Genomic DNA, 17,199 nt, shown 5'->3' with positions numbered 1-17,199 from the left:
GACGGTACGGGAGGCGACGGACGGTATGACCCGATGACCGGGAACCAGGCGAGCGCGGGCCACCTGCTGCGGCTGATCCGCACCGGGGCCGCGACCACGCGCGGTGAGCTCCAGCGCGCCACCGGGCTGTCCCGCTCCACCGTGGGGCACCGGCTGGACCAGCTGTTCGGCGCGGGCTGGCTGCGCGCGGGCGCCGCGGGCGCCACCGGCGCCGCCGGGGCGTCCGGCGGACGGCCGTCGGCGCGGCTGGAGTTCGACGCGTCGCACGCCGTGGTGCTCGCCGCCGACCTGGAGACCCGGCACGCGCGCGCCGCCGTGCTCGACCTCGCCGGCACGGTCCTCGCCGAGCACGCCGGGCCGCTGCTCATCGACGACGGCCCGGACGCGGTGCTCGACCGGCTCGGCGAGTGGTTCGCGCGGCTGCTGACGGAGTCCGGTACGGCGCCTGCGAAGGTCTGCGGCATCGGGCTGTCCGTGCCGGGCCCGGTGGACTGGGAGTCGGGCCAGGTCGTACAGCCGCCGATCATGCCCGGCTGGGACCGCTATCCGGTCGCCGAACGGATGCGCCGCTCCTTCGCCGAACACACCGGCGGGGCGGCCCTCGCCGATGCGGATGTCCCCGCGGAGGCGGACGCCCTCGCCGATGCGGATGTCCCCGCGGAGGCGGACGTCCCCGTACTGGTGGACAACGACGCCAACCTCATGGCGTACGCCGAACAGCGCGTCGGCCACCCCGACTGCGCCGCCTTCCTCCTCGTCAAGGTCTCCACCGGAATCGGCGCCGGTGTCGTCGTGGACGGCGGCCTGTACCGGGGCATCGACGGCGGCGCAGGCGACATCGGCCACATCCGGCTGCACGACTGCCAGGACGCGCTGTGCATGTGCGGCTCGTACGGCTGCCTCGCCGCCGTCGCCAGCGGCCGCGCCCTCGCCGGGCAGCTGGCCGCGGCCGGGGTGCCCACCGCCTCCGGCTCGGACGTACGCGACCAGCTCGCCGCCGGTCAGCCGGACGCCGTACGCCTCGCCCGCGACGCGGGGCGCCGGGTGGGGGAGGTGCTGGTCACCGTCGTCACCGTGCTCAACCCGGGCGTACTGATGATCGCGGGCGAGCTCGCCGGCACCCCGTTCCTGACCGGCGTACGCGAGCTGCTGTACCAGCGGGCGATGCCGCGTACGACCGCCCATCTCCAGGTCGTCACCTCGGAGTTGGGCGACCGGGCGGGGCTGGCCGGGGCGGGCGCGCTGGTCGTGGAGCACCTGTACGCACCGGACCGCGCGGACGCGCGGCTCGCGGCGATGGGGCTGTGAGCCGCATGAGCCCGTCTCCTCCTGCCGGAGCCCCCGTACGGGCCGGAGCCCCCGTACGCGCCGCCGCCCCCGTACGCGTCGGACTCGTCGGCGCCGGGCCCTGGGCCCGCGCCACCCACGCCCGCATCCTGGCCGCCGGCCCGGAGACGGAGCTGGTCGCCGTGTGGGCACGGCGTACGGAGGCCGCCCGCGAGGTGGCCGAGCCGTACGGCGCGCGGGCCGCCGCCTCGTACGACGAACTCCTCGACACCTGCGAGGCCGTGGCCTTCGCCGTACCGCCCGCCGTACAGGCCGGACTCGCCGTACGGGCCGCCCTCGCGGGCCGCGCGCTGCTGCTGGAGAAGCCGCTCGGGCCCGACGTGCCCGCCGCGCGCGCCGTCGCGGACGCGGTCGCCGAGGCGGGCGTCGTCTCCCAACTGGTCCTGACCAAGCGCTACCACCCCGCGACCCGCGACTTCCTGCGCGCCGCCGCCGAGCTGAAGATCACCGGCGCCCGCTCCTGCTACCTCCACGGCGCCTTCCTGGGCGGCGACTTCGCCACGGCCTGGCGCCTGGAACACGGCGCGCTCCTCGACCTCGGCCCGCACCTCCTCGACCTGCTGGACGAGGCGGTCGCGCCGATCACCTCCGTACGCGGCACGGGCGACGCCCGCCGCTGGATCGAGCTCACGTGTGAACACGAGAACGGCGCGGTCAGCCAGGCGTCGCTGTCGGGCGCGGTGAACCTGCCGAAGGCGCGGACGCGGCTGGAACTGTTCGGCCCGGAGGCGGAGTTGGTGTATGACACCGCACCGCTGGACCACGAGGAGTGCTGGCCGGTGCTGCGCAGCGAATTCGCCACCGCGGTCCGCACCGGCCGTCCCCCCACCCTGGACGCGTCCCGCGGCCTGCGCCTCCAGCAGCTCCTGGCCCAGGCCCTGCCGCGGTGAGCCGGTCCCTGCCCGGCGGGTCTTTGGGCATCAGCCGGACAAGGGCCCAGGGTCCGGAGCGCCTGGGCTTCTCCGGAGCGCCTAGGCTCCGGACCCATGACGCCGGACACGCCTGGCCCAGACGCACCTCCCCGCCCCGCGCCGTACGACATCGTCGTGGGAGACGAGACGGATCTCCCCGGAATCGTCGACATCCTCAACTACACGGCGGCGCACTCCGACGCCAACTTCGCCGTCCGTCCGACGAGCGTGGCCGACCGGCGCGACTGGTTCTCCCGCTTCGGCCCGTCCGGCCCGTACCGGCTCCTCGTGGCGCGCCGCGGCGGACGGGTGGCGGGCTTCGCCTGCAGCCAGCGGTACCGGGACCACGAGGCGTTCTCGGAGACCGTAGAGGTGAGCATCTCGCTCGACGCCGACAGCCGGGGCCGGGGCGTGGGCAGCATGCTGTACGGAGCGCTGTTCGACCACCTGGCCGACGAGGCCGTGCACGTCGCGCTGGCGGGCATCGCCGTCCCGAACGAGGCATCCGTGGCGCTGCACCGCAAGTTCGGCTTCACCGAGGTCGGCGTCTTCCGCGAGTACGCCGTCAAGAACGACCGGTACCTCAGCTCGCTGTGGATGCAGCGCCTCCTGCGCCGACCACCCGCCTGAGCCCTTCCGCCTCAGCGGGCGCCTGTACGGACTCTCAACGAGGCCCTTGCCGAAGATCCGCAGCCTCGTGGAGTGCGTCCAGCAGCCGTTCCCAGCCGAACCCCGCGTCGTCGCCCTGCTTCGGCGGATGGGGCTCACCCGGGAGAAACTCCACTCGGACGCCCTGTTCCCGCAGGACCTCCACCGCGTGGTTCACGGCGGGCTGCGCGCCCAGCGCCGTCGACCAGAACGGTGCCGCCAGCACCGGCACGCCCAAGTGCACGGCTTCGGCGGGGAGTCCGAGCGCGACGGTGTCCGTGATCCCGGCCGCCCACTTGCAGGCGCTCGTCGTCGTCAGCGGTGCGACGACCATGGCGTCCGCCTTCGGCAGCGCGTCCGCCTCGTGCGGCAGCTTGTACCGGGAGCGCACCGTACGGCCGGTCAACTCCTCCAGCTCCGGCAAGCGTACGTCCCACCAGCGCGCGGCAGACGGCGTCAGGACGGCACACACGTCCCAGCCGCGCTCCTGCGCACGGCGTACGCCCAGGTCAACGTAGCGGGCCGGACCGGCAGCGCAGGCGATCAAGTACAGAACGGGCTTGGTCATGCCCGGAGTCCACAGCGCTCCGCGAGCGCGCGCAACTCCCCGCCGGGGGCGGGTGTCACGCCGACCACGTCCCGTACGAGGTCCACGCTGGACGGTCGCTCCCTCACCTCCTGCGGCGCCATCCGCTCGGCCTCCAGAAGCGCGTGCGCGGCATCGTCCTTCCGGCGGGTCAGGAGCGCGGCACGTGCCAGCGCGATGAGATGTTGCGCGCGGCGCTCGCGGGTGAGCGCATGGAGCGAGGGCGCAGCCAGCCCGTCGGCGGCCTCGATCGCCGACCAGCCGTCCTCGAACCGTACGAGGACATCGACCCGGTGCAGCCCGACGTTCGTCGGGCCGAACGCGGTCCAGTCCTCGTTGCGGTCACCGCCCTGCTCGGCGGCAGCGTCGTCCGCCTCGTCGACAAGGGCGGTCGCGGTGGCCACGGCCTGCGCCGTGCGCTCGCCGGCGGACGCGGCCACGGCAGCGTTGAGGTAGAGCATGCCCAGCGTGGACAGCCCACGTGCCCCGGCTCCGGTGAGATCGTCGCGGAGCCGGGCGGCGGCGTCGGTGGCGAAGGCGACGGCGGCCTCCGGACGGCGTTGGTACATCAGGCTCTTGGCGACCCGGCGGGAGGCGGCCCCGATGGCGACGGGGTCCGCGGACCGTTCGGCGGCGGTCAGGGCCCGGTCCGCGGCAATGGCTGCGGGAGCCGTGGCGGCGGCACCGTACTTGTGGAGGAAGGACGCGGTGAGCTGGTAGACGCGGGAGAGCAGACAGTACGCCTCGCACACCGCGTCGGCCCGTGCGGCGGCCGCGGTGCGGTGCGCGTCGATCAGTAGCTTCGGGAGCTGCCGCCCGATGGCGGTGTAGTGGCACGCCTGGAACGCCTCGCAGCAGTAGCCGAGGGAGCCGCGTATGGCCGACAGCTCGGGTGGATCATGGGCGGGCGTGAAAGCGCCGGTCATGACGTCGTGCCGGTCCAGGGCGTCGACGACGGCGCGGACGTCCTCCGGAGGCGGGTCCGTCCCGGCAGGAGCGGCGGGGGCGTCGGTCCACAACTCCTCCAGGGAGATGCGCAGGATCTCCGCTGCGCGCTCCAGCACGGACAGCCGCGGGTCGGCCTGCCGCTGTCCGCCTTCGAGGTCCTGCACCCACCTGCGGGACTTGCCCATAAGACGGCCGAAGTCGCCCTGTGTGAAGCCGCGCCGCTCGCGCCAGTAGGCGATCCGGCGTCCGACGCGTCCGGTTTCCATGGCGAACTCCCCGCACAAGGCACGCACTTTGCGTGCTCGTCAGTCTTGTACCCGGTCCTACCTTGCGCTCATGCAACGCACAGTAGCGAAGGGGTAACTGTGGACTCCACTGGGGTGACAACGGAGGCGGTCGACGTCCGTGCGATCCGCGCCACGGTCGACCGCGCGCTGCGGCCGCTGGCGCGGCCAGCGCGTCCGGACATGGTCGAGCTGGAGCAGCAACTGCGGGAGCACGTCGAGCTGTTGCTGCCCGCCGCCGAGGCCGCCGCCGAAGAGCTGTGGCACGGCTCGGTGCAGTGGTACGAGTGCCGCGCCCAGCTCGACCGTATCCGCCTCGACGTCGCCCGCGACCTCGGCGACAGCCCGCTCTCCGCCCACGTGCAGGTGCGGCACCTCGCCCGCGACTGCGCCGCCCTGCTGACGTACGCGGAGGGTGAGCGGTGACCGCCGCGTCCGAGTTGCTGTTGGCGGGCGGGGAGTGCGCAGACTGCCGTGAGCACGCCGGTGAGCGGGTCATCATCGCCATGCCGCAGGGCGGTTCCGGGCCCGGCGGTCCGTCCCGGAAGGCGTGCCTGCCGTGCGCCCGCGTACGGGCGCGGTCGGTGTTCGCTCCGGACTGGCTGCGCGAGGACCTGGCCGTCATCGACGCGGAGCGTGCGACGTGAGGCGGGGCGCTGCCCACCGCAGGGGTACGTGCGCGCCCGTCAGTCCGCCCGTACCTGCTGCAGCAGGCCCAACCGGTCGACGACCGCGTGGCGTTCGCTGATCCGGTCGCCGGTGAAGCGGAACAGCGCGAACGCCTCCGTGCTCACCTGCCTGCCCGTGGCCGGCACGCCCATCAGTTCGCCGGTGTGCGTGGCCCGCATGCGCCAGCGCACCATGACCTCGTCGCCCTCGCCCACCATGTCGAGGATTTCGAAGCGCGGGTCGGTGTAGGCGGAGTGCACGCCGCGGATGGCGTCCTTGAAGCCCTGCGGGCCGGTGACGTTCTGGTGCAGGCCCTCGCTGGTGACGAAGTCCGCCGTGAACAGCTCGTCGGCCAGATCGACGTCGCCGCCCTCAAGTCCCTTGTAGAGGCGCCGGATGGCGTCCTTGTGCGCTTCTGTACGTGCTTCTGTACGTGCTTCCGTGCTCATGAGCGTCCCTCCCCGAACCACGATTACTGAGTCATTCATCAGTAAGTTAACTTCTTCCTGAGTGATAACTCAAGAAGTGTCCGGGAAGCCGGTACGGAGCGAAGGGAGTCACGCGTGGCGAGTGCGCGGCGTGGGCGGCCGTCGACGGGGGTGCGGGAAGCCGTGCTCAAGGCCACTCAGGAGGTGCTGGGCGACACGGGGCTGGCGCTGTCCACCAAGGAGATCGCGCGCAGGGCCGGCGTCGCGGAATCCAGCATCTTCTACCACTTCGGCGACCGGCTCGGGCTCCTCCAGGCCGTCGTCGGGCAGTACCTGCCCGTCTTCTCCGATGTCGCCGAGGTGCTGGGCCCTCGCCCGGCGGGTGACGAAGGCGACGGCGACGGCGCGGAGGCCCGTACCGACCCGCGGGCCGCGCTGCTCGCGGACCTCACCGAGGTGGTGTCCGGGCTGGAGCAGTTCTACGTGCGCATCATGCCGATCCTCGGGGCCCTCCAGTCCGACAGCCAGCTGCGCGAACTGCTCGTGGCACGCCAGGCCGCGGTCGGCCCGCATCAGGCGCTGCGGCCCGTCGCCGCGCTGCTGCGCGCGCGGCGCGCGGCCGGGCGGGTGCGGGGCACGCTCGATCCGGACGCCGGCGCCCTGCTGCTGATCGGGGCCGCCCATCAACGGGCCCTGCACCGGCACCTGCTCGGCCCCGACGCCGAGCGCTTCCTGCCCCCGGCCGGGGCGGTGGCCGAGACGCTGCTGCCCGCCTTCGAGTAGCCGCTGCTGCGACGGCCTCGGGGAGTGGCACCGGGTGCCAGGTGTGTCCACATCGTGGGATACGAAGGCCTCAGAAGCGCGTGATTCTGGCCACTCTGATCAGGGGTGCGCTCAAATGAGCGCTCAAATGGGAGCTCCAGATCTCCAAGGAGCGGGGTGAGGGTTTACCGTCCCTTGGTTAGCGAACTGAAGAGGAATCTCGCGTTCCGTGCGTTCCGGGGCCGCGCCGACTACCCTCCGCAATCCTGCCTTCGGCACATCAACAGACGCCGCCCGCGCCCGTACGCCACGATCACTTTTGATCTCTCGGCGGACGGGTGGTTACACCCGCATGGCATGCCGATGGACGTACTCCCACGCCTTCGATCTGGGTACGCTCCCCGCCGTCAGGGCAGCCCGTCCACGAGGAGTCGAGTCGTCGTGCCGGATAACGCAGATAACGCAGCGAATGCAGCGAACGCAGCGGACACACAACGCCAGAAGTTCGTCTACGACTTCACAGAGGGCAACAAGGATCTCAAGGACCTTCTGGGCGGCAAAGGCGCCAACCTCGCCGAGATGACGAATCTCGGTCTCCCGGTGCCGCCCGGGTTCACCATCACCACCGAAGCCTGCAAGGTCTACCTGGAGTCCGGTACCGAGCCCGCCGCGCTGCGCGACGAGGTCAGCACCCATCTCGACGCCCTCGAACGGAAGATGGCCAAAAAGCTCGGCCAGGCCGACGACCCGCTCCTCGTCTCCGTACGCTCCGGCGCCAAGTTCTCCATGCCCGGCATGATGGACACCGTCCTGAACATCGGCCTCTCCGACGAGTCCGTACGCGGGCTCGCGGCGCAGTCCGGCGACGAGCGCTTCGCGTGGGACTCGTACCGGCGGCTCATCCAGATGTTCGGCAAGACCGTCCTCGCCGTGGACGGCGACCTCTTCGAGGAGGCGCTGGAGGAGGTCAAACAGGTCACGGGCGCCACCACCGACGTCGACCTCGGAGCGCCCGAACTGGAGCAGCTCGTCGAGCGGTTCAAGGGCATCGTGGTCAAGGAGACCGGCCGCGACTTCCCGCAGGACCCGCGCGAGCAGATGGACCTCGCCGTACGCGCGGTCTTCGACTCGTGGAACGGCGACCGCGCCCGCCTCTACCGCCGCCAGGAGCGCATCCCGCACGACCTCGGCACCGCCGTCAACATCTGCTCGATGGTCTTCGGCAACCTCGGCCCGGACTCCGGCACCGGCGTCGCCTTCACCCGCGACCCCGCCTCCGGCCACCAGGGCGTGTACGGCGACTACCTGCAGAACGCGCAGGGCGAGGACGTCGTCGCCGGCATCCGCAACACCGTGCCGCTCGCGGACCTCGAGCAGCTGGACAAGGCGTCGTACGACTCCCTGATGCAGATCATGGAAACCCTCGAGACGCACTACAAGGACCTGTGCGACATCGAGTTCACCGTCGAGCGCGGCAAGCTGTGGATGCTCCAGACCCGGGTGGGGAAGCGGACCGCCGCCGCGGCCTTCCGTATCGCCACGCAGCTGGTGGACCAGGGCCTCATCGACGAGGCCGAGGCGCTCCAGCGCGTGAACGGGGCGCAGCTCGCGCAGCTGATGTTCCCGCGGTTCGCCGCGGACGCCGCCATAGAGCGGATCGGCTCCGGCATCGCCGCGTCGCCGGGCGCGGCGGTCGGCAAGGCGGTGTTCGACTCGTACACGGCGATCAAGTGGTCCCGTTCCGGCGAGCAGGTCATCCTCATCCGCCGCGAGACCAACCCCGACGACCTCGACGGCATGCTTGCCGCCGAGGGCATCCTCACCAGCCGCGGCGGCAAGACGTCGCACGCCGCCGTCGTCGCCCGCGGCATGGGCAAGACCTGCGTGTGCGGCGCCGAGGAGCTCGAAGTGGACACCAAGCGGCGGCGGATGACCGCGCCGGGCGGCACTGTCGTCGAGGAGGGCGACACCGTGTCCATCGACGGCTCCTCCGGAAAGGTCTACCTCGGCGAGGTGCCCGTCGTGCCGTCCCCCGTCGTCGAGTACTTCGAGGGCCGCATGCACGCGGGCGCGGACGACGCCGACGAGTTGGTGAAGGCCGTACACCGGGTCATGGCGTACGCCGACCGCGTACGGCGCCTGCGCGTGCGCGCCAACGCCGACAACGCCGAAGACGCGTCCCGCGCCCGGCGCTTCGGCGCGCAGGGCATCGGGCTGTGCCGCACCGAGCACATGTTCCTCGGCGAGCGGCGCGAGATGGTCGAACGGCTCATCCTCGCCGACACCGACAGCGAACGGGACTCCGCCCTCGCCGGTCTCCTACCGCAGCAGAAGCGGGACTTCGTCGAGCTGTTCGAGGCGATGGACGGACTGCCGGTGACCGTACGGCTGCTGGACCCGCCGCTGCACGAGTTCCTGCCGGACATCACCGAACTGTCCGTACGGGTCGCCCTCGCCGAGTCCCGCAAGGACGCCAACGAGAACGACCTGCGCCTCCTCCAGGCCGTACACCGGCTGCACGAGCAGAACCCGATGCTGGGCCTGCGCGGCGTACGGCTCGGACTGGTCATCCCCGGCCTGTTCACCATGCAGGTACGGGCCATCGCGGAGGCCGCCGCCGAACGGAAGGCCGCCAAGGGCGACCCGCGCGCGGAGATCATGATTCCGCTGGTGGGCACCGTGCAGGAGCTGGAGATCGTACGGGAGGACGCCGAGAAGGTCATCGCGGAGATCGAGGAGACGTACGGCGTCGACCTGAAGCTCTCCCTCGGCACGATGATCGAACTGCCGCGCGCGGCGCTGACCGCCGGGCAGATCGCCGAGTCGGCGGACTTCTTCTCGTTCGGCACCAACGACCTCACGCAGACCGTCTGGGGCTTCTCGCGCGACGACGTCGAGGCCAGCTTCTTCACCGCGTACCTGGAGAAGGGCATCTTCGGGGTGTCGCCCTTCGAGACCATCGACAAGGACGGCGTCGGCGCGCTCGTACGCGACGCCGTGGAGGCCGGCCGCGCCACGCGGCCCGACCTCAAGCTGGGCGTGTGCGGGGAGCACGGCGGCGACCCGGAGTCGGTGCACTTCTTCCACGAGGTGGGGCTGGACTACGTGTCGTGCTCGCCGTTCCGCGTGCCCGTCGCCCGGCTGGAGGCGGGGCGCGCGGCGGCGGGGGCGTGAGCGTGCGCTTTCGGCTTCGGCGCGTGCACCTGGGGCGCGTGCCGCGCGTCTGATGCTTCCGGGGCCGGCCGCCGTGCCTCGACCCTCACCGGGCGGGCGGCCCCGGATCCCGGGAAGGGGGCGGACCTTGTGCGGAGGCTCCGCCCCCTTCCATTTCCCCGCTACGCGCCCTCGTCCCGGGCGTCCTCACGCCCATCGCGGGCCGCCTCCGCGGCCCACCGCGCCGCCAACTCCCGTACGCCGGGCCCGTCCTCGTCCAGCCGCGGCGGCGCGCTGCGGTACGCGGGCGGGGTCGCGCTGAGCCGTACGGGGTTCGCGACCTGCCGCACCGGCGCGTCCCGGCGCGGATCCGCCACGCTGACCTCGGCGTTCAGCCCGAGCCGCGCGGCCAGGCCGAAGGCGTCCGCGAGGTCGTTGACCGGGCCGCAGGGCACGCCGGCGGCGGTGAGTTCGGCGAACCAGCGGTCGGCGTCGTGCCGTACGAGCGCGGCGCTCAGCTCCCGTACGAGCTCCTCCCGGTGCGCGACCCGCCCCTCGTTCGCGGCGTACCGGCTGTCCGCCGCGAGCTCGGGCCGACCGACGGCGGCGCAGAGCGCGCCGAACTGCCGGTCGTTGCCCGCCGCGATGACCAGCGGCCGGTCGGCCGTGTCGAACAGCTCGTACGGGGCGATGCTCGGGTGCCGGTTGCCCATCGCCGCCGGTACGACATCGGCCGCGACGTACGCCGAGGAGTGGTTGACCAGCCCGGACAGCAGCGACGTCAGCAGCGAGACCTCCACGCGCTGGCCCTCACCGGTGGCGTCGCGATGCCGCAGCGCGGCGAGCACGCCGAACGCGGCGTGCAGCCCGGTCAGCACGTCCACGAGCGCGACCCCGGCCTTCGTACCGCCCTCCCCGGCCGGCCCGGTCACGCTCATCAGCCCGCCGACGGCCTGCACGATCAGGTCGTAGCCGGGCAGACCGGCGCCGCCGTCCGCACCGAAACCGGTGATCGAGCAGTGGACGAGCCGGGGGTTTACGGCGCGCAGCGCGTCGTAGCCGAGTCCGAGCCGCTCCATGGTGCCGGTGCGGAAGTTCTCCACGACCACATCGGCACGGGCGGCGAGGGTCCGGGCCACCTCGGCGTCGGCGGGGTCGGCCAGATCGAGCGCGACGGAGCGCTTGTTGCGGTTGAGCCCGAGGAAGTACGTGCTCTCACCCCCGGCGAACGGCGGCCCCCAGGCCCGCGTGTCGTCCCCGCCCCCGGGCCGCTCCACCTTGATCACCTCGGCGCCGAGGTCGGCCAGCAACATGGTGGCGTACGGCCCGGCCAGCACCCGGCTGAAGTCGACGACGAGCAGCCCGCCCAATGCCTCGGCCATGGCCGGAATCTAGCGGAGGGGGACTGGACAATCAATCCTGGATCCAAAATCCGGTTGATGGCGCACCGTCAGCTGTCTTGCCCCGCGGGCTCTCGGTAGCAGGGAGACACGACCGTTACGGCGATGAGTGACGTATGCGGCGACTGCTTGTCCTCCAGCATCAGCTTGATGTTGACGGAGAACCCGGTCTTGCCGTGCTTGGCGACGATCTCCGGAGTCTTGGCGGGGGACTTGTCCGGGCCGTCCTTGCCGATCTCCCAGCCCTGTGCCGGGAGTCCCTCGCGAAGGCGTTGCATACCCGCGCTCAACTCGGTGTTCGGGGCTTCGTAGACGCTCCACGCGTGGCGCATCCGGTAACTTTCATCCCCGCCGGGGCAATCTGCCCAGCCGTCGACCAGCGCGCCGGACTCCGTGGTCTTTCCCTTGACGTTGATGATGTCCCTGATCTGACTCGACATGCTTTCGGTCTTGTCTTCTGCGCTAGTCTTCGATCGTTCTTCGAGAGATTCGGAATCCATGCTCTTCGAACACCCCATCAAGATGACGATTGTAAGGGACAGTGTGAGTGCGAATGGGATCTTACTGAAGCTCTGCACGCTCGTATCTCCCGGCGATAATAGCAGCTTGACTCGATAGGATTCGCGACTCCGGATCCCAGTATCCACCGTGACCCGCAGCGTCGGAGTCCAGTTGATTTGCCCCGAATGTTGAATCGGAAGGAACGAGGGGCGGGACACCGCCGCCGTGAACGAATCGGCCGAAGTGGCGAGTTGCCCAATCGGCTGGCCCGTCAGCCTCGGCGGCCCACATGTGGTCCCGGTCAACGCCAAGCCCCTCGGGGTTCTTGACCCTCATCCCGGGGCTGCCCGCCGCGATGATGTCGTCCGCCAAGGGATCGCCGCCCAGCTTTCCGATGGCGGCATCCGCCACCACCACACTGCCGTAGCTGTGTCCGATGACCGTGGTGTGGGAGGGGTGGCCGGTTGCTCCGTGGTGGGCTACTTCGTTGCCGTCAAGGAACTGCCTCAAGACGGGGCCGCCTTCATCGGCGTACTTACGTGAGGGTGATTCCGTGACAGGGTTGTCCGGAGCATCGTAATCGAACCACATGATGGTAGACGTGGATTGGTTGGGGGCATGCTGAGTGCTTTCCTGCCACAGGTTGTCCGTGCGTTCGATGTCCTTACCTATGGTTTTGATGTCCGTGTAGGTGCCTGGGACGTAGGTAGCCGTATGGTCAGCGGTGTCCGGGTTACCGCTGGCGAGAATGATTCTCCCGTTCGCTGCGCCTTTGGGGTCGAAGCCAAGAAGGTATGCCTCTGGGAGACCCTTCCTCCCGGTACGGTCAAACCGTTTCTGAATCGCGTCCATACCCTTCAGGGCCTCCTCCAGTTCGCCTCGTCTTTCACGAAATGGATCCCTCGTCAGGTATCGCCATGGCCCTTTGGGTGCCGACGGCAGTGCATTCAGCTCTGTCTGGTATGCGGCTCGCTTTTCGGCAAGCACCGTACGATTCGCTTCGTCCCGGACCTCCGCCGGGACGCCGTCCATGGCGCCGACGCTCGCGGGGTGCATGGAGATGTAGGCGTCCTGGTCCTCCGCTGACAGTCCCTGCCACCAGTCTGCGTTCTCCTTCGGGGTGCCACCCTTCGGGGGGGCCTCGATCTTGTCGAGGTAGGCTTCCGCGCCTTTGCGGACGCCTTGCATGTCCTTGTTGGCATCGACCCAGTCCCCGTGCGAGACGTCGAGGTCGTCGTCAGCCTTGAGCCGTCGCAGCTTCGGGGCCCACTTCTCGTCGGCGTCGGTGGCTTCCTTGACGGCCTGGGCGATGCGGTTGGCGTAGCCCTGGGCCCTTCCGCGGTTGGGGTTGGGGTCGAAGCGGGCCGCTTGGTCCTCGATGGCGCTGGCCGCATCGTCGGCGTCACCGCCCGGATCGATCGGGTTCCCTGTATGGCCGTTCGCCGCCCGGCCGGTTACCGTGCCGCCTTCCGGTGTTCTGCCGTCGACCTTCTCGCCGGCGGCGGGGTAAGTGACGGAGCCATCGGGGTTCGTTGTGAACTTCTCCGCGCTCACGTCCGCCAGGGCGGCGTCAAGCTTCTTCTTCGCTGCTCGGAAGTCGAACGCGAGCCCGTTGAGCGCCGTACTCGCCAGACCGCATTCGACCTGTACGTAGTGGAAGTTCTTGCCTAACTTGCGGAGCTGTTCGGCTGCTGCCTCGACGGCTTCACCCTCCAGGGCAGCCTGCATCTTGGCGGCGTACTCCTGCTCGACGCGGTCCTTGGCAGAGCTGGCCATGTCACTGGCCTTCTTGTAGCCGTCGGCCGCGCTCTCGAATTCATCGGGCTTCAGGCTCTTGAGCGTCGCGAAGTTCACGGCCACCGGCTCCCGTCTTGGCCGCCGATGGCCGGGGTGTCCTCGTACCGATCGTTCAGGCCGTCGAACGCTCGCTTGGTCGCCTGGTCGTTCTTGTAGTGATCATTCCCGGCCTTCTCGAGCCGGTCCTGGAGCACGGCGCACCGTCCGCTCACCTTGCCGAGGTACTGCTTCCAGGACGTGTACAACTCCCTCTGCGCGGCACCGCTCTGGGTCTGACCACCAGTGACGCTCCCCTCACCGAGCCCTGCCTGGCCCTCCGCGAGATCGCCCAGGCCTTTGTCGATGCCCTTCTTGAGAGAGCCCACATTTGTCGCCGCCGTGCTCCATGCCTTCTTGTCAGACCGCATGCCGCCCGGAGCCGATGCCCAACCCGGCTCGTCGCCGGCGCTGGCCAGCTTCAAGCCGGAGTCGCGCGAGGCGTCTTCCACCAGCTGCGCCCACTGCTGCTCCCAGGCCACGAAGCCCCCCCTCGTTACGTAGTGTGAGCGTTCACGTACGGGCATCGACGGTAGCGGAGACTGTCAGCGGCGGCATGAGTGCCCGTACTCAGGGCGGGCGTACGGGAGTTGGGTGCCGGTGTCGTACGGGGTGGGCGTGGGGGCGGGGTGTCGTCGTGGGTGGGTACGCTGGGCCGTCGTGCGCGCGGTGCGAGGCAGTGCGCCGCGCGGGGGCAACAGGGGGAGGCTGTACGTGTCGTCGTCGGGAAGACTGCTGGCTGTCAGCGATCTGCACGTGGCGTACAAGGAGAACCGCGCCGTCGCGGAGGGCCTGCGGCCCGGTTCGGACCAGGACTGGCTGCTGCTGCCGGGCGATGTCGCGGAGAAGTTCGAGGACATCGAGTGGGCGCTGGGGCTGCTGAGTTCCCGCTTCGCGAAGGTGATCTGGACGCCGGGCAACCACGAGTTGTGGACCCATCCCCAGGACACGGTGGAGCTGCGCGGTGAGAAGCGGTATCTGCGGCTGGTGGAGCTCTGCCGCGAGCTGGGGGTCGTGACGCCCGAGGACCCGTACCCGGTGTGGGAGGGCGGGGACGAGCCCGTCACGGTGGTTCCGCTGTTCGTCGGGTACGACTACTCGTTCCGCGCCCCCGGCACCTTCACCAAGGAGGAGTCGCTGCGCGTCGCGCACGACGCGGGGGTCGTGTGCACGGACGAGTATCTGCTGCACCCAGACCCGTACCCGAGCCGGGACGCCTGGTGCCGCGCGCGGGTCGCCGCGACCACGGAGCGGCTGGAGGGGATCGACCCCGCGCACCGCACGGTGCTGCTCAACCACTATCCGCTGGTGCGCGAGCCCACGCGGGTGCTGCGGTATCCGGAGTTCGCGCAGTGGTGCGGCACCGAGCTGACGGCCGACTGGCACACGCGCTTCCGTGCCGCCGCCGTCGTCTACGGGCACCTGCACATCCCGCGCGTCACCTGGCACGACGGGGTGCGGTTCGAGGAGGTGTCCGTCGGCTACCCGCGCGAGTGGCGGCCGCGGCCGCCCCGTACGCCGCTCCGGCAGATCCTGCCGGAGCCGTCCGCGGGCGGGTCTTCCGCGGGCGGGTCTTCCGCTGCGGGAGCGTCCGCCGGGTCGGCTGGTGCCGCGGGGCAGGGCCGCTGATGATCGAGGAGATACTGCCCTCCATCGTCCTCGCCGAAGAGGCGTACGACGACACGTCGCGCGGCGGCCCCGGTGCCGCCCTGTACCCGGAGGAAGCCGAGGTCATCGCGAAGGCGGTGGCGCAGCGGCGGCGGGAGTTCACGACCGTACGGGCGTGCGCGCGCGCCGCGTTGGGGCGGCTCGGGCTGCCGCCCGCGCCGCTGCTGCCCGGCAAGCGCGGGGCGCCGCAGTGGCCCGACGGCATCGTCGGCAGCATGACCCACTGCGAGGGCTACCGCGCGGCGGTCGTGTCCCGCGCGTCCCGATCCCTGGCGATCGGCATCGACGCCGAACCGAACGGGCCCGTGCCGGACGGCGTCCTGGAAGCGATCTCGCTTCCGTCCGAACAGAAATGGGTGAGCGCGCTTTCCGCACGCCGGCCCGAAGTGCACTGGGACCGGCTGCTGTTCAGTGCGAAGGAGAGCGTTTTCAAAACGTGGTATCCGCAGACGGGAATCGAACTCGACTTCGTGGAAGCGGAAATCGAGGTCGACGAATCCGAACGGACCTTTGAGGCGCGCTTCCTGGTGCCCGCGCCGTTGATCGGCGGCACGCACATGCGCGGCTTCTCGGGCCGCTGGCTCGTACGGGACGGGCTGATCGTGACGGGTATCCATCTGCCGCGGTAGGTCTTCGCCGCACGTGCCGCTTCCGGCCGGTCGCGTATTCCGCCGGACCCTCGCTGTGCGGGTCGCGCGCCGTGGCGGCGGGATGGGGTGGGCGCTGGTATGCGCAGAGGGCGCCGTCCCCATTCGGGGGCGGCGCCCTCTTGGGCTTGCCGGGTGGGGCCTTCGGTCAGACCGAGACGCCGTTGGCGCGGAGGTAGGCCAGCGGGTCGATGTCCGAGCCGTAGTCCGGACCCGTACGGATCTCGAAGTGCAGGTGCGGGCCGGTGCTGTTGCCGGTCGAGCCGGAGAGGCCGAGCTGGTCGCCCGCGCCGACGGTCTGGCCGGCGGAGACGGACAGCGAGGAGAGGTGGCCGTACTGGCTGTACCGGCCGTCGGAGTGCTTGACGACGACCTCGTTGCCGTACGCGCCGCCCCAGCCGGCGGAGACCACGGTGCCGCTGGTGACGGCCTTCACCGGGGTGCCGCTGGAGGCGGAGAAGTCGACGCCGGTGTGGCTGCCGCTGGACCAGCTGCCGCCGGAGGCGCCGTACGGGGTGCTGGCGGGCGCGTCGACCGGCTTCTGGAAGCCGCCCTTGTTGCTGTCGGCGGAGTCGGCGGCCTTCTCGCCACCGTTCGACTCCGGCTTGGGCGCCGGCTTCGACTCCTGCTTGGGCTGCGGCGCCGGGGCCTCGGGGCGGGCCTCGGAGCGGGAGGCGTGGGACTTGGTCGCGCCCGAACCGTCCAGGGAGAGCCGCTGGTCGGGGTAGATCAGGTCGGGGTCGTCGCCGATGACCTCGCGGTTGCCCTCGTAGACGCGCTCCCAGCCGCCCGCGACGCCCTGCGACTTGGCGATCTTGAAGAGGGTGTCGCCGGACTTCACCGTGTAGTCGGTGGGCTTGGCGTCGCGCTTGCTCCGGTCGGCGGCGGGCGCGTCGTCGCGCTTGTCCGCGCCGGCGGCCGGGGCCTCGGCCTTGGGCTGGCTCTTCGGCTCGGCCTTGGGCTCGGCCTTGGCCTCGGGCTTCGCCTGCGCCTGGCCGCCCTGGCCCGACGGGTCGATGTCGGGGTCGCCGCTGTTCTGCGAGAGACCGGCCTTCGGGCCGCAGTTCGGCCAGGCGCCCGGGCCCTGCTCGGCCAGCACCTTCTCGGCGATGGCTATCTGCTGCTCCTTGGTGGCCTGGTCGGCGGTCGCCGCGTACTCGGTGCCGCCGAAGGACTCCCACGTGCTCTGGCTGAACTGCAGGCCGCCGTAGTACCCGTTGCCGGTGTTGATGCTCCAGTCCCCGGTGGACTCGCACTGGGCGACCTTCTCCCAGGTGTCCACCGAGGCGGCGTTCGCGTTGCCCGCGCCCATGAGGGGCAGGGCGATGCCCGCGCCGCCCGCCGTGAGGGCGAGGGTGGCGCGCGCGATGCGCTGGGTGCGGGGGCGGCGGTGACGTCCGCGTGCAGACATAGT

17 protein-coding genes are annotated in these 17,199 nt (G+C 70.9%); 9 read left to right on the top strand and 8 right to left on the bottom strand.

The features are described 5' to 3' along the window. The first annotated feature begins 33 nt into the window (after positions 1-33). The 3 genes from DVA86_RS19565 (at position 34) to DVA86_RS19555 (ending at position 2,888) form a co-directional block, all read left to right on the top strand. On the top strand, positions 34-1,308 hold the full coding sequence (locus tag DVA86_RS19565; protein ID WP_208880049.1) for an ROK family transcriptional regulator: 1,275 nt from the start codon (positions 34-36) through the stop codon (positions 1,306-1,308). 5 nt (positions 1,309-1,313) lie between these two features. Further along, the gene (locus tag DVA86_RS19560; RefSeq protein ID WP_208880048.1) at positions 1,314-2,237 is read left to right on the top strand and encodes a Gfo/Idh/MocA family protein; all 924 of its coding nucleotides are present in this window, start codon (positions 1,314-1,316) and stop codon (positions 2,235-2,237) included. Positions 2,238-2,393: 156 nt separating this feature from the next. Then, positions 2,394-2,888 carry a GNAT family N-acetyltransferase gene (locus tag DVA86_RS19555; RefSeq protein ID WP_222623337.1) on the top strand — a complete coding sequence of 165 codons (495 nt, stop codon included), beginning with the start codon at positions 2,394-2,396 and terminating at the stop codon, positions 2,886-2,888. A 34-nt stretch (positions 2,889-2,922) separates the two neighbouring features. On the opposite strand, the gene DVA86_RS19550 is transcribed toward DVA86_RS19555, so the two are convergent. Both DVA86_RS19550 and DVA86_RS19545 read right to left on the bottom strand, forming a co-directional pair. After that, a complete protein-coding gene (locus DVA86_RS19550; RefSeq protein WP_208880044.1) occupies positions 2,923-3,474 on the bottom strand; it encodes a flavoprotein in 552 nt (183 codons plus the stop codon). After that, positions 3,471-4,706 carry a helix-turn-helix domain-containing protein gene (locus DVA86_RS19545; protein ID WP_208880043.1) on the bottom strand — a complete coding sequence of 412 codons (1,236 nt, stop codon included), beginning with the start codon at positions 4,704-4,706 and terminating at the stop codon, positions 3,471-3,473. The genes DVA86_RS19550 and DVA86_RS19545 overlap by 4 nt, the downstream gene beginning before the upstream one ends. Before the next feature lie 99 nt (positions 4,707-4,805). On the opposite strand from DVA86_RS19545, the gene DVA86_RS19540 reads away from it, so the two are divergent. Continuing rightward, the gene (locus tag DVA86_RS19540; protein WP_208880042.1) at positions 4,806-5,150 is read left to right on the top strand and encodes a DUF6415 family natural product biosynthesis protein; all 345 of its coding nucleotides are present in this window, start codon (positions 4,806-4,808) and stop codon (positions 5,148-5,150) included. Continuing rightward, positions 5,147-5,371 (top strand): hypothetical protein, encoded by a 225-nt coding sequence (locus DVA86_RS19535; RefSeq protein ID WP_245996794.1) that lies wholly within the window; start codon positions 5,147-5,149, stop codon positions 5,369-5,371. The genes DVA86_RS19540 and DVA86_RS19535 overlap by 4 nt, the downstream gene beginning before the upstream one ends. Positions 5,372-5,410: 39 nt before the next feature. Here the strand turns inward: DVA86_RS19535 and DVA86_RS19530 are convergent, their stop codons facing one another. Next, on the bottom strand, positions 5,411-5,842 hold the full coding sequence (locus tag DVA86_RS19530; RefSeq protein ID WP_208880040.1) for an ester cyclase: 432 nt from the start codon (positions 5,840-5,842) through the stop codon (positions 5,411-5,413). A gap of 162 nt (positions 5,843-6,004) precedes the next feature. Here DVA86_RS19530 and DVA86_RS19525 point away from each other — a divergent pair, with 162 nt between their 5' ends. Together DVA86_RS19525 and ppdK are read left to right on the top strand one after the other, a co-directional pair. Next, positions 6,005-6,604 (top strand): TetR/AcrR family transcriptional regulator, encoded by a 600-nt coding sequence (locus DVA86_RS19525; protein ID WP_222623336.1) that lies wholly within the window; start codon positions 6,005-6,007, stop codon positions 6,602-6,604. A 420-nt stretch (positions 6,605-7,024) separates the two neighbouring features. Continuing rightward, on the top strand, positions 7,025-9,757 hold the full coding sequence (ppdK, locus tag DVA86_RS19520; protein WP_208880038.1) for a pyruvate, phosphate dikinase: 2,733 nt from the start codon (positions 7,025-7,027) through the stop codon (positions 9,755-9,757). Between the two features lie 161 nt (positions 9,758-9,918). On the opposite strand, the gene DVA86_RS19515 is transcribed toward ppdK, so the two are convergent. The 4 genes from DVA86_RS19515 to DVA86_RS19500 form a co-directional block, all read right to left on the bottom strand. Then, positions 9,919-11,118 carry a CaiB/BaiF CoA transferase family protein gene (locus tag DVA86_RS19515; RefSeq protein WP_208880036.1) on the bottom strand — a complete coding sequence of 400 codons (1,200 nt, stop codon included), beginning with the start codon at positions 11,116-11,118 and terminating at the stop codon, positions 9,919-9,921. 68 nt (positions 11,119-11,186) lie between these two features. Continuing rightward, entirely contained in the window at positions 11,187-11,576 is a 390-nt protein-coding gene (locus tag DVA86_RS19510) for a hypothetical protein (RefSeq protein WP_222623335.1), read from the bottom strand. 121 nt (positions 11,577-11,697) lie between these two features. Further along, positions 11,698-13,491, bottom strand: a complete 1,794-nt coding sequence (locus DVA86_RS19505) for an alpha/beta hydrolase (protein ID WP_245996792.1) — start codon at positions 13,489-13,491, stop codon at positions 11,698-11,700. Continuing rightward, positions 13,488-13,952, bottom strand: coding sequence for a hypothetical protein (locus tag DVA86_RS19500; protein ID WP_245996790.1), 465 nt, complete (start codon positions 13,950-13,952; stop codon positions 13,488-13,490). Before DVA86_RS19500 ends, DVA86_RS19505 begins: the two co-directional genes overlap by 4 nt. A gap of 232 nt (positions 13,953-14,184) precedes the next feature. Between DVA86_RS19500 and DVA86_RS19495 the strand changes: the two genes are divergently transcribed. Together DVA86_RS19495 and DVA86_RS19490 are read left to right on the top strand one after the other, a co-directional pair. Next, positions 14,185-15,099 carry a metallophosphoesterase family protein gene (locus tag DVA86_RS19495; RefSeq protein WP_208880031.1) on the top strand — a complete coding sequence of 305 codons (915 nt, stop codon included), beginning with the start codon at positions 14,185-14,187 and terminating at the stop codon, positions 15,097-15,099. Then, positions 15,099-15,767 (top strand): 4'-phosphopantetheinyl transferase family protein, encoded by a 669-nt coding sequence (locus DVA86_RS19490; RefSeq protein WP_208880029.1) that lies wholly within the window; start codon positions 15,099-15,101, stop codon positions 15,765-15,767. The genes DVA86_RS19495 and DVA86_RS19490 overlap by 1 nt, the downstream gene beginning before the upstream one ends. A 166-nt stretch (positions 15,768-15,933) precedes the next feature. On the opposite strand, the gene DVA86_RS19485 is transcribed toward DVA86_RS19490, so the two are convergent. Continuing rightward, entirely contained in the window at positions 15,934-17,196 is a 1,263-nt protein-coding gene (locus DVA86_RS19485) for a transglycosylase family protein (RefSeq protein ID WP_208880028.1), read from the bottom strand. Positions 17,197-17,199 lie beyond the last annotated feature (3 nt).

This window comes from Streptomyces armeniacus (assembly GCF_003355155.1).
In the GTDB taxonomy this organism is placed as follows: domain Bacteria; phylum Actinomycetota; class Actinomycetes; order Streptomycetales; family Streptomycetaceae; genus Streptomyces; species Streptomyces armeniacus.
This window is presented reverse-complemented; position numbering and strand designations above follow the sequence as displayed.

What these genes read in the sequence shown, in the direction of transcription:
- DVA86_RS19565 (WP_208880049.1), top strand. Translation starts at nt 34, where the DNA reads ATGACCGGGAACCAGGCGAGCGCGGGCCACCTGCTGCGGCTGATCCGC.
- DVA86_RS19560 (WP_208880048.1), top strand. Translation starts at nt 1,314, where the DNA reads ATGAGCCCGTCTCCTCCTGCCGGAGCCCCCGTACGGGCCGGAGCCCCC.
- DVA86_RS19550 (WP_208880044.1), bottom strand. Translation starts at nt 3,474, where the DNA reads ATGACCAAGCCCGTTCTGTACTTGATCGCCTGCGCTGCCGGTCCGGCC.
- DVA86_RS19545 (WP_208880043.1), bottom strand. Translation starts at nt 4,706, where the DNA reads ATGGAAACCGGACGCGTCGGACGCCGGATCGCCTACTGGCGCGAGCGG.
- DVA86_RS19530 (WP_208880040.1), bottom strand. Translation starts at nt 5,842, where the DNA reads ATGAGCACGGAAGCACGTACAGAAGCACGTACAGAAGCGCACAAGGAC.
- DVA86_RS19515 (WP_208880036.1), bottom strand. Translation starts at nt 11,118, where the DNA reads ATGGCCGAGGCATTGGGCGGGCTGCTCGTCGTCGACTTCAGCCGGGTG.
- DVA86_RS19510 (WP_222623335.1), bottom strand. Translation starts at nt 11,576, where the DNA reads ATGTCGAGTCAGATCAGGGACATCATCAACGTCAAGGGAAAGACCACG.
- DVA86_RS19490 (WP_208880029.1), top strand. Translation starts at nt 15,099, where the DNA reads ATGATCGAGGAGATACTGCCCTCCATCGTCCTCGCCGAAGAGGCGTAC.
- DVA86_RS19485 (WP_208880028.1), bottom strand. Translation starts at nt 17,196, where the DNA reads ATGTCTGCACGCGGACGTCACCGCCGCCCCCGCACCCAGCGCATCGCG.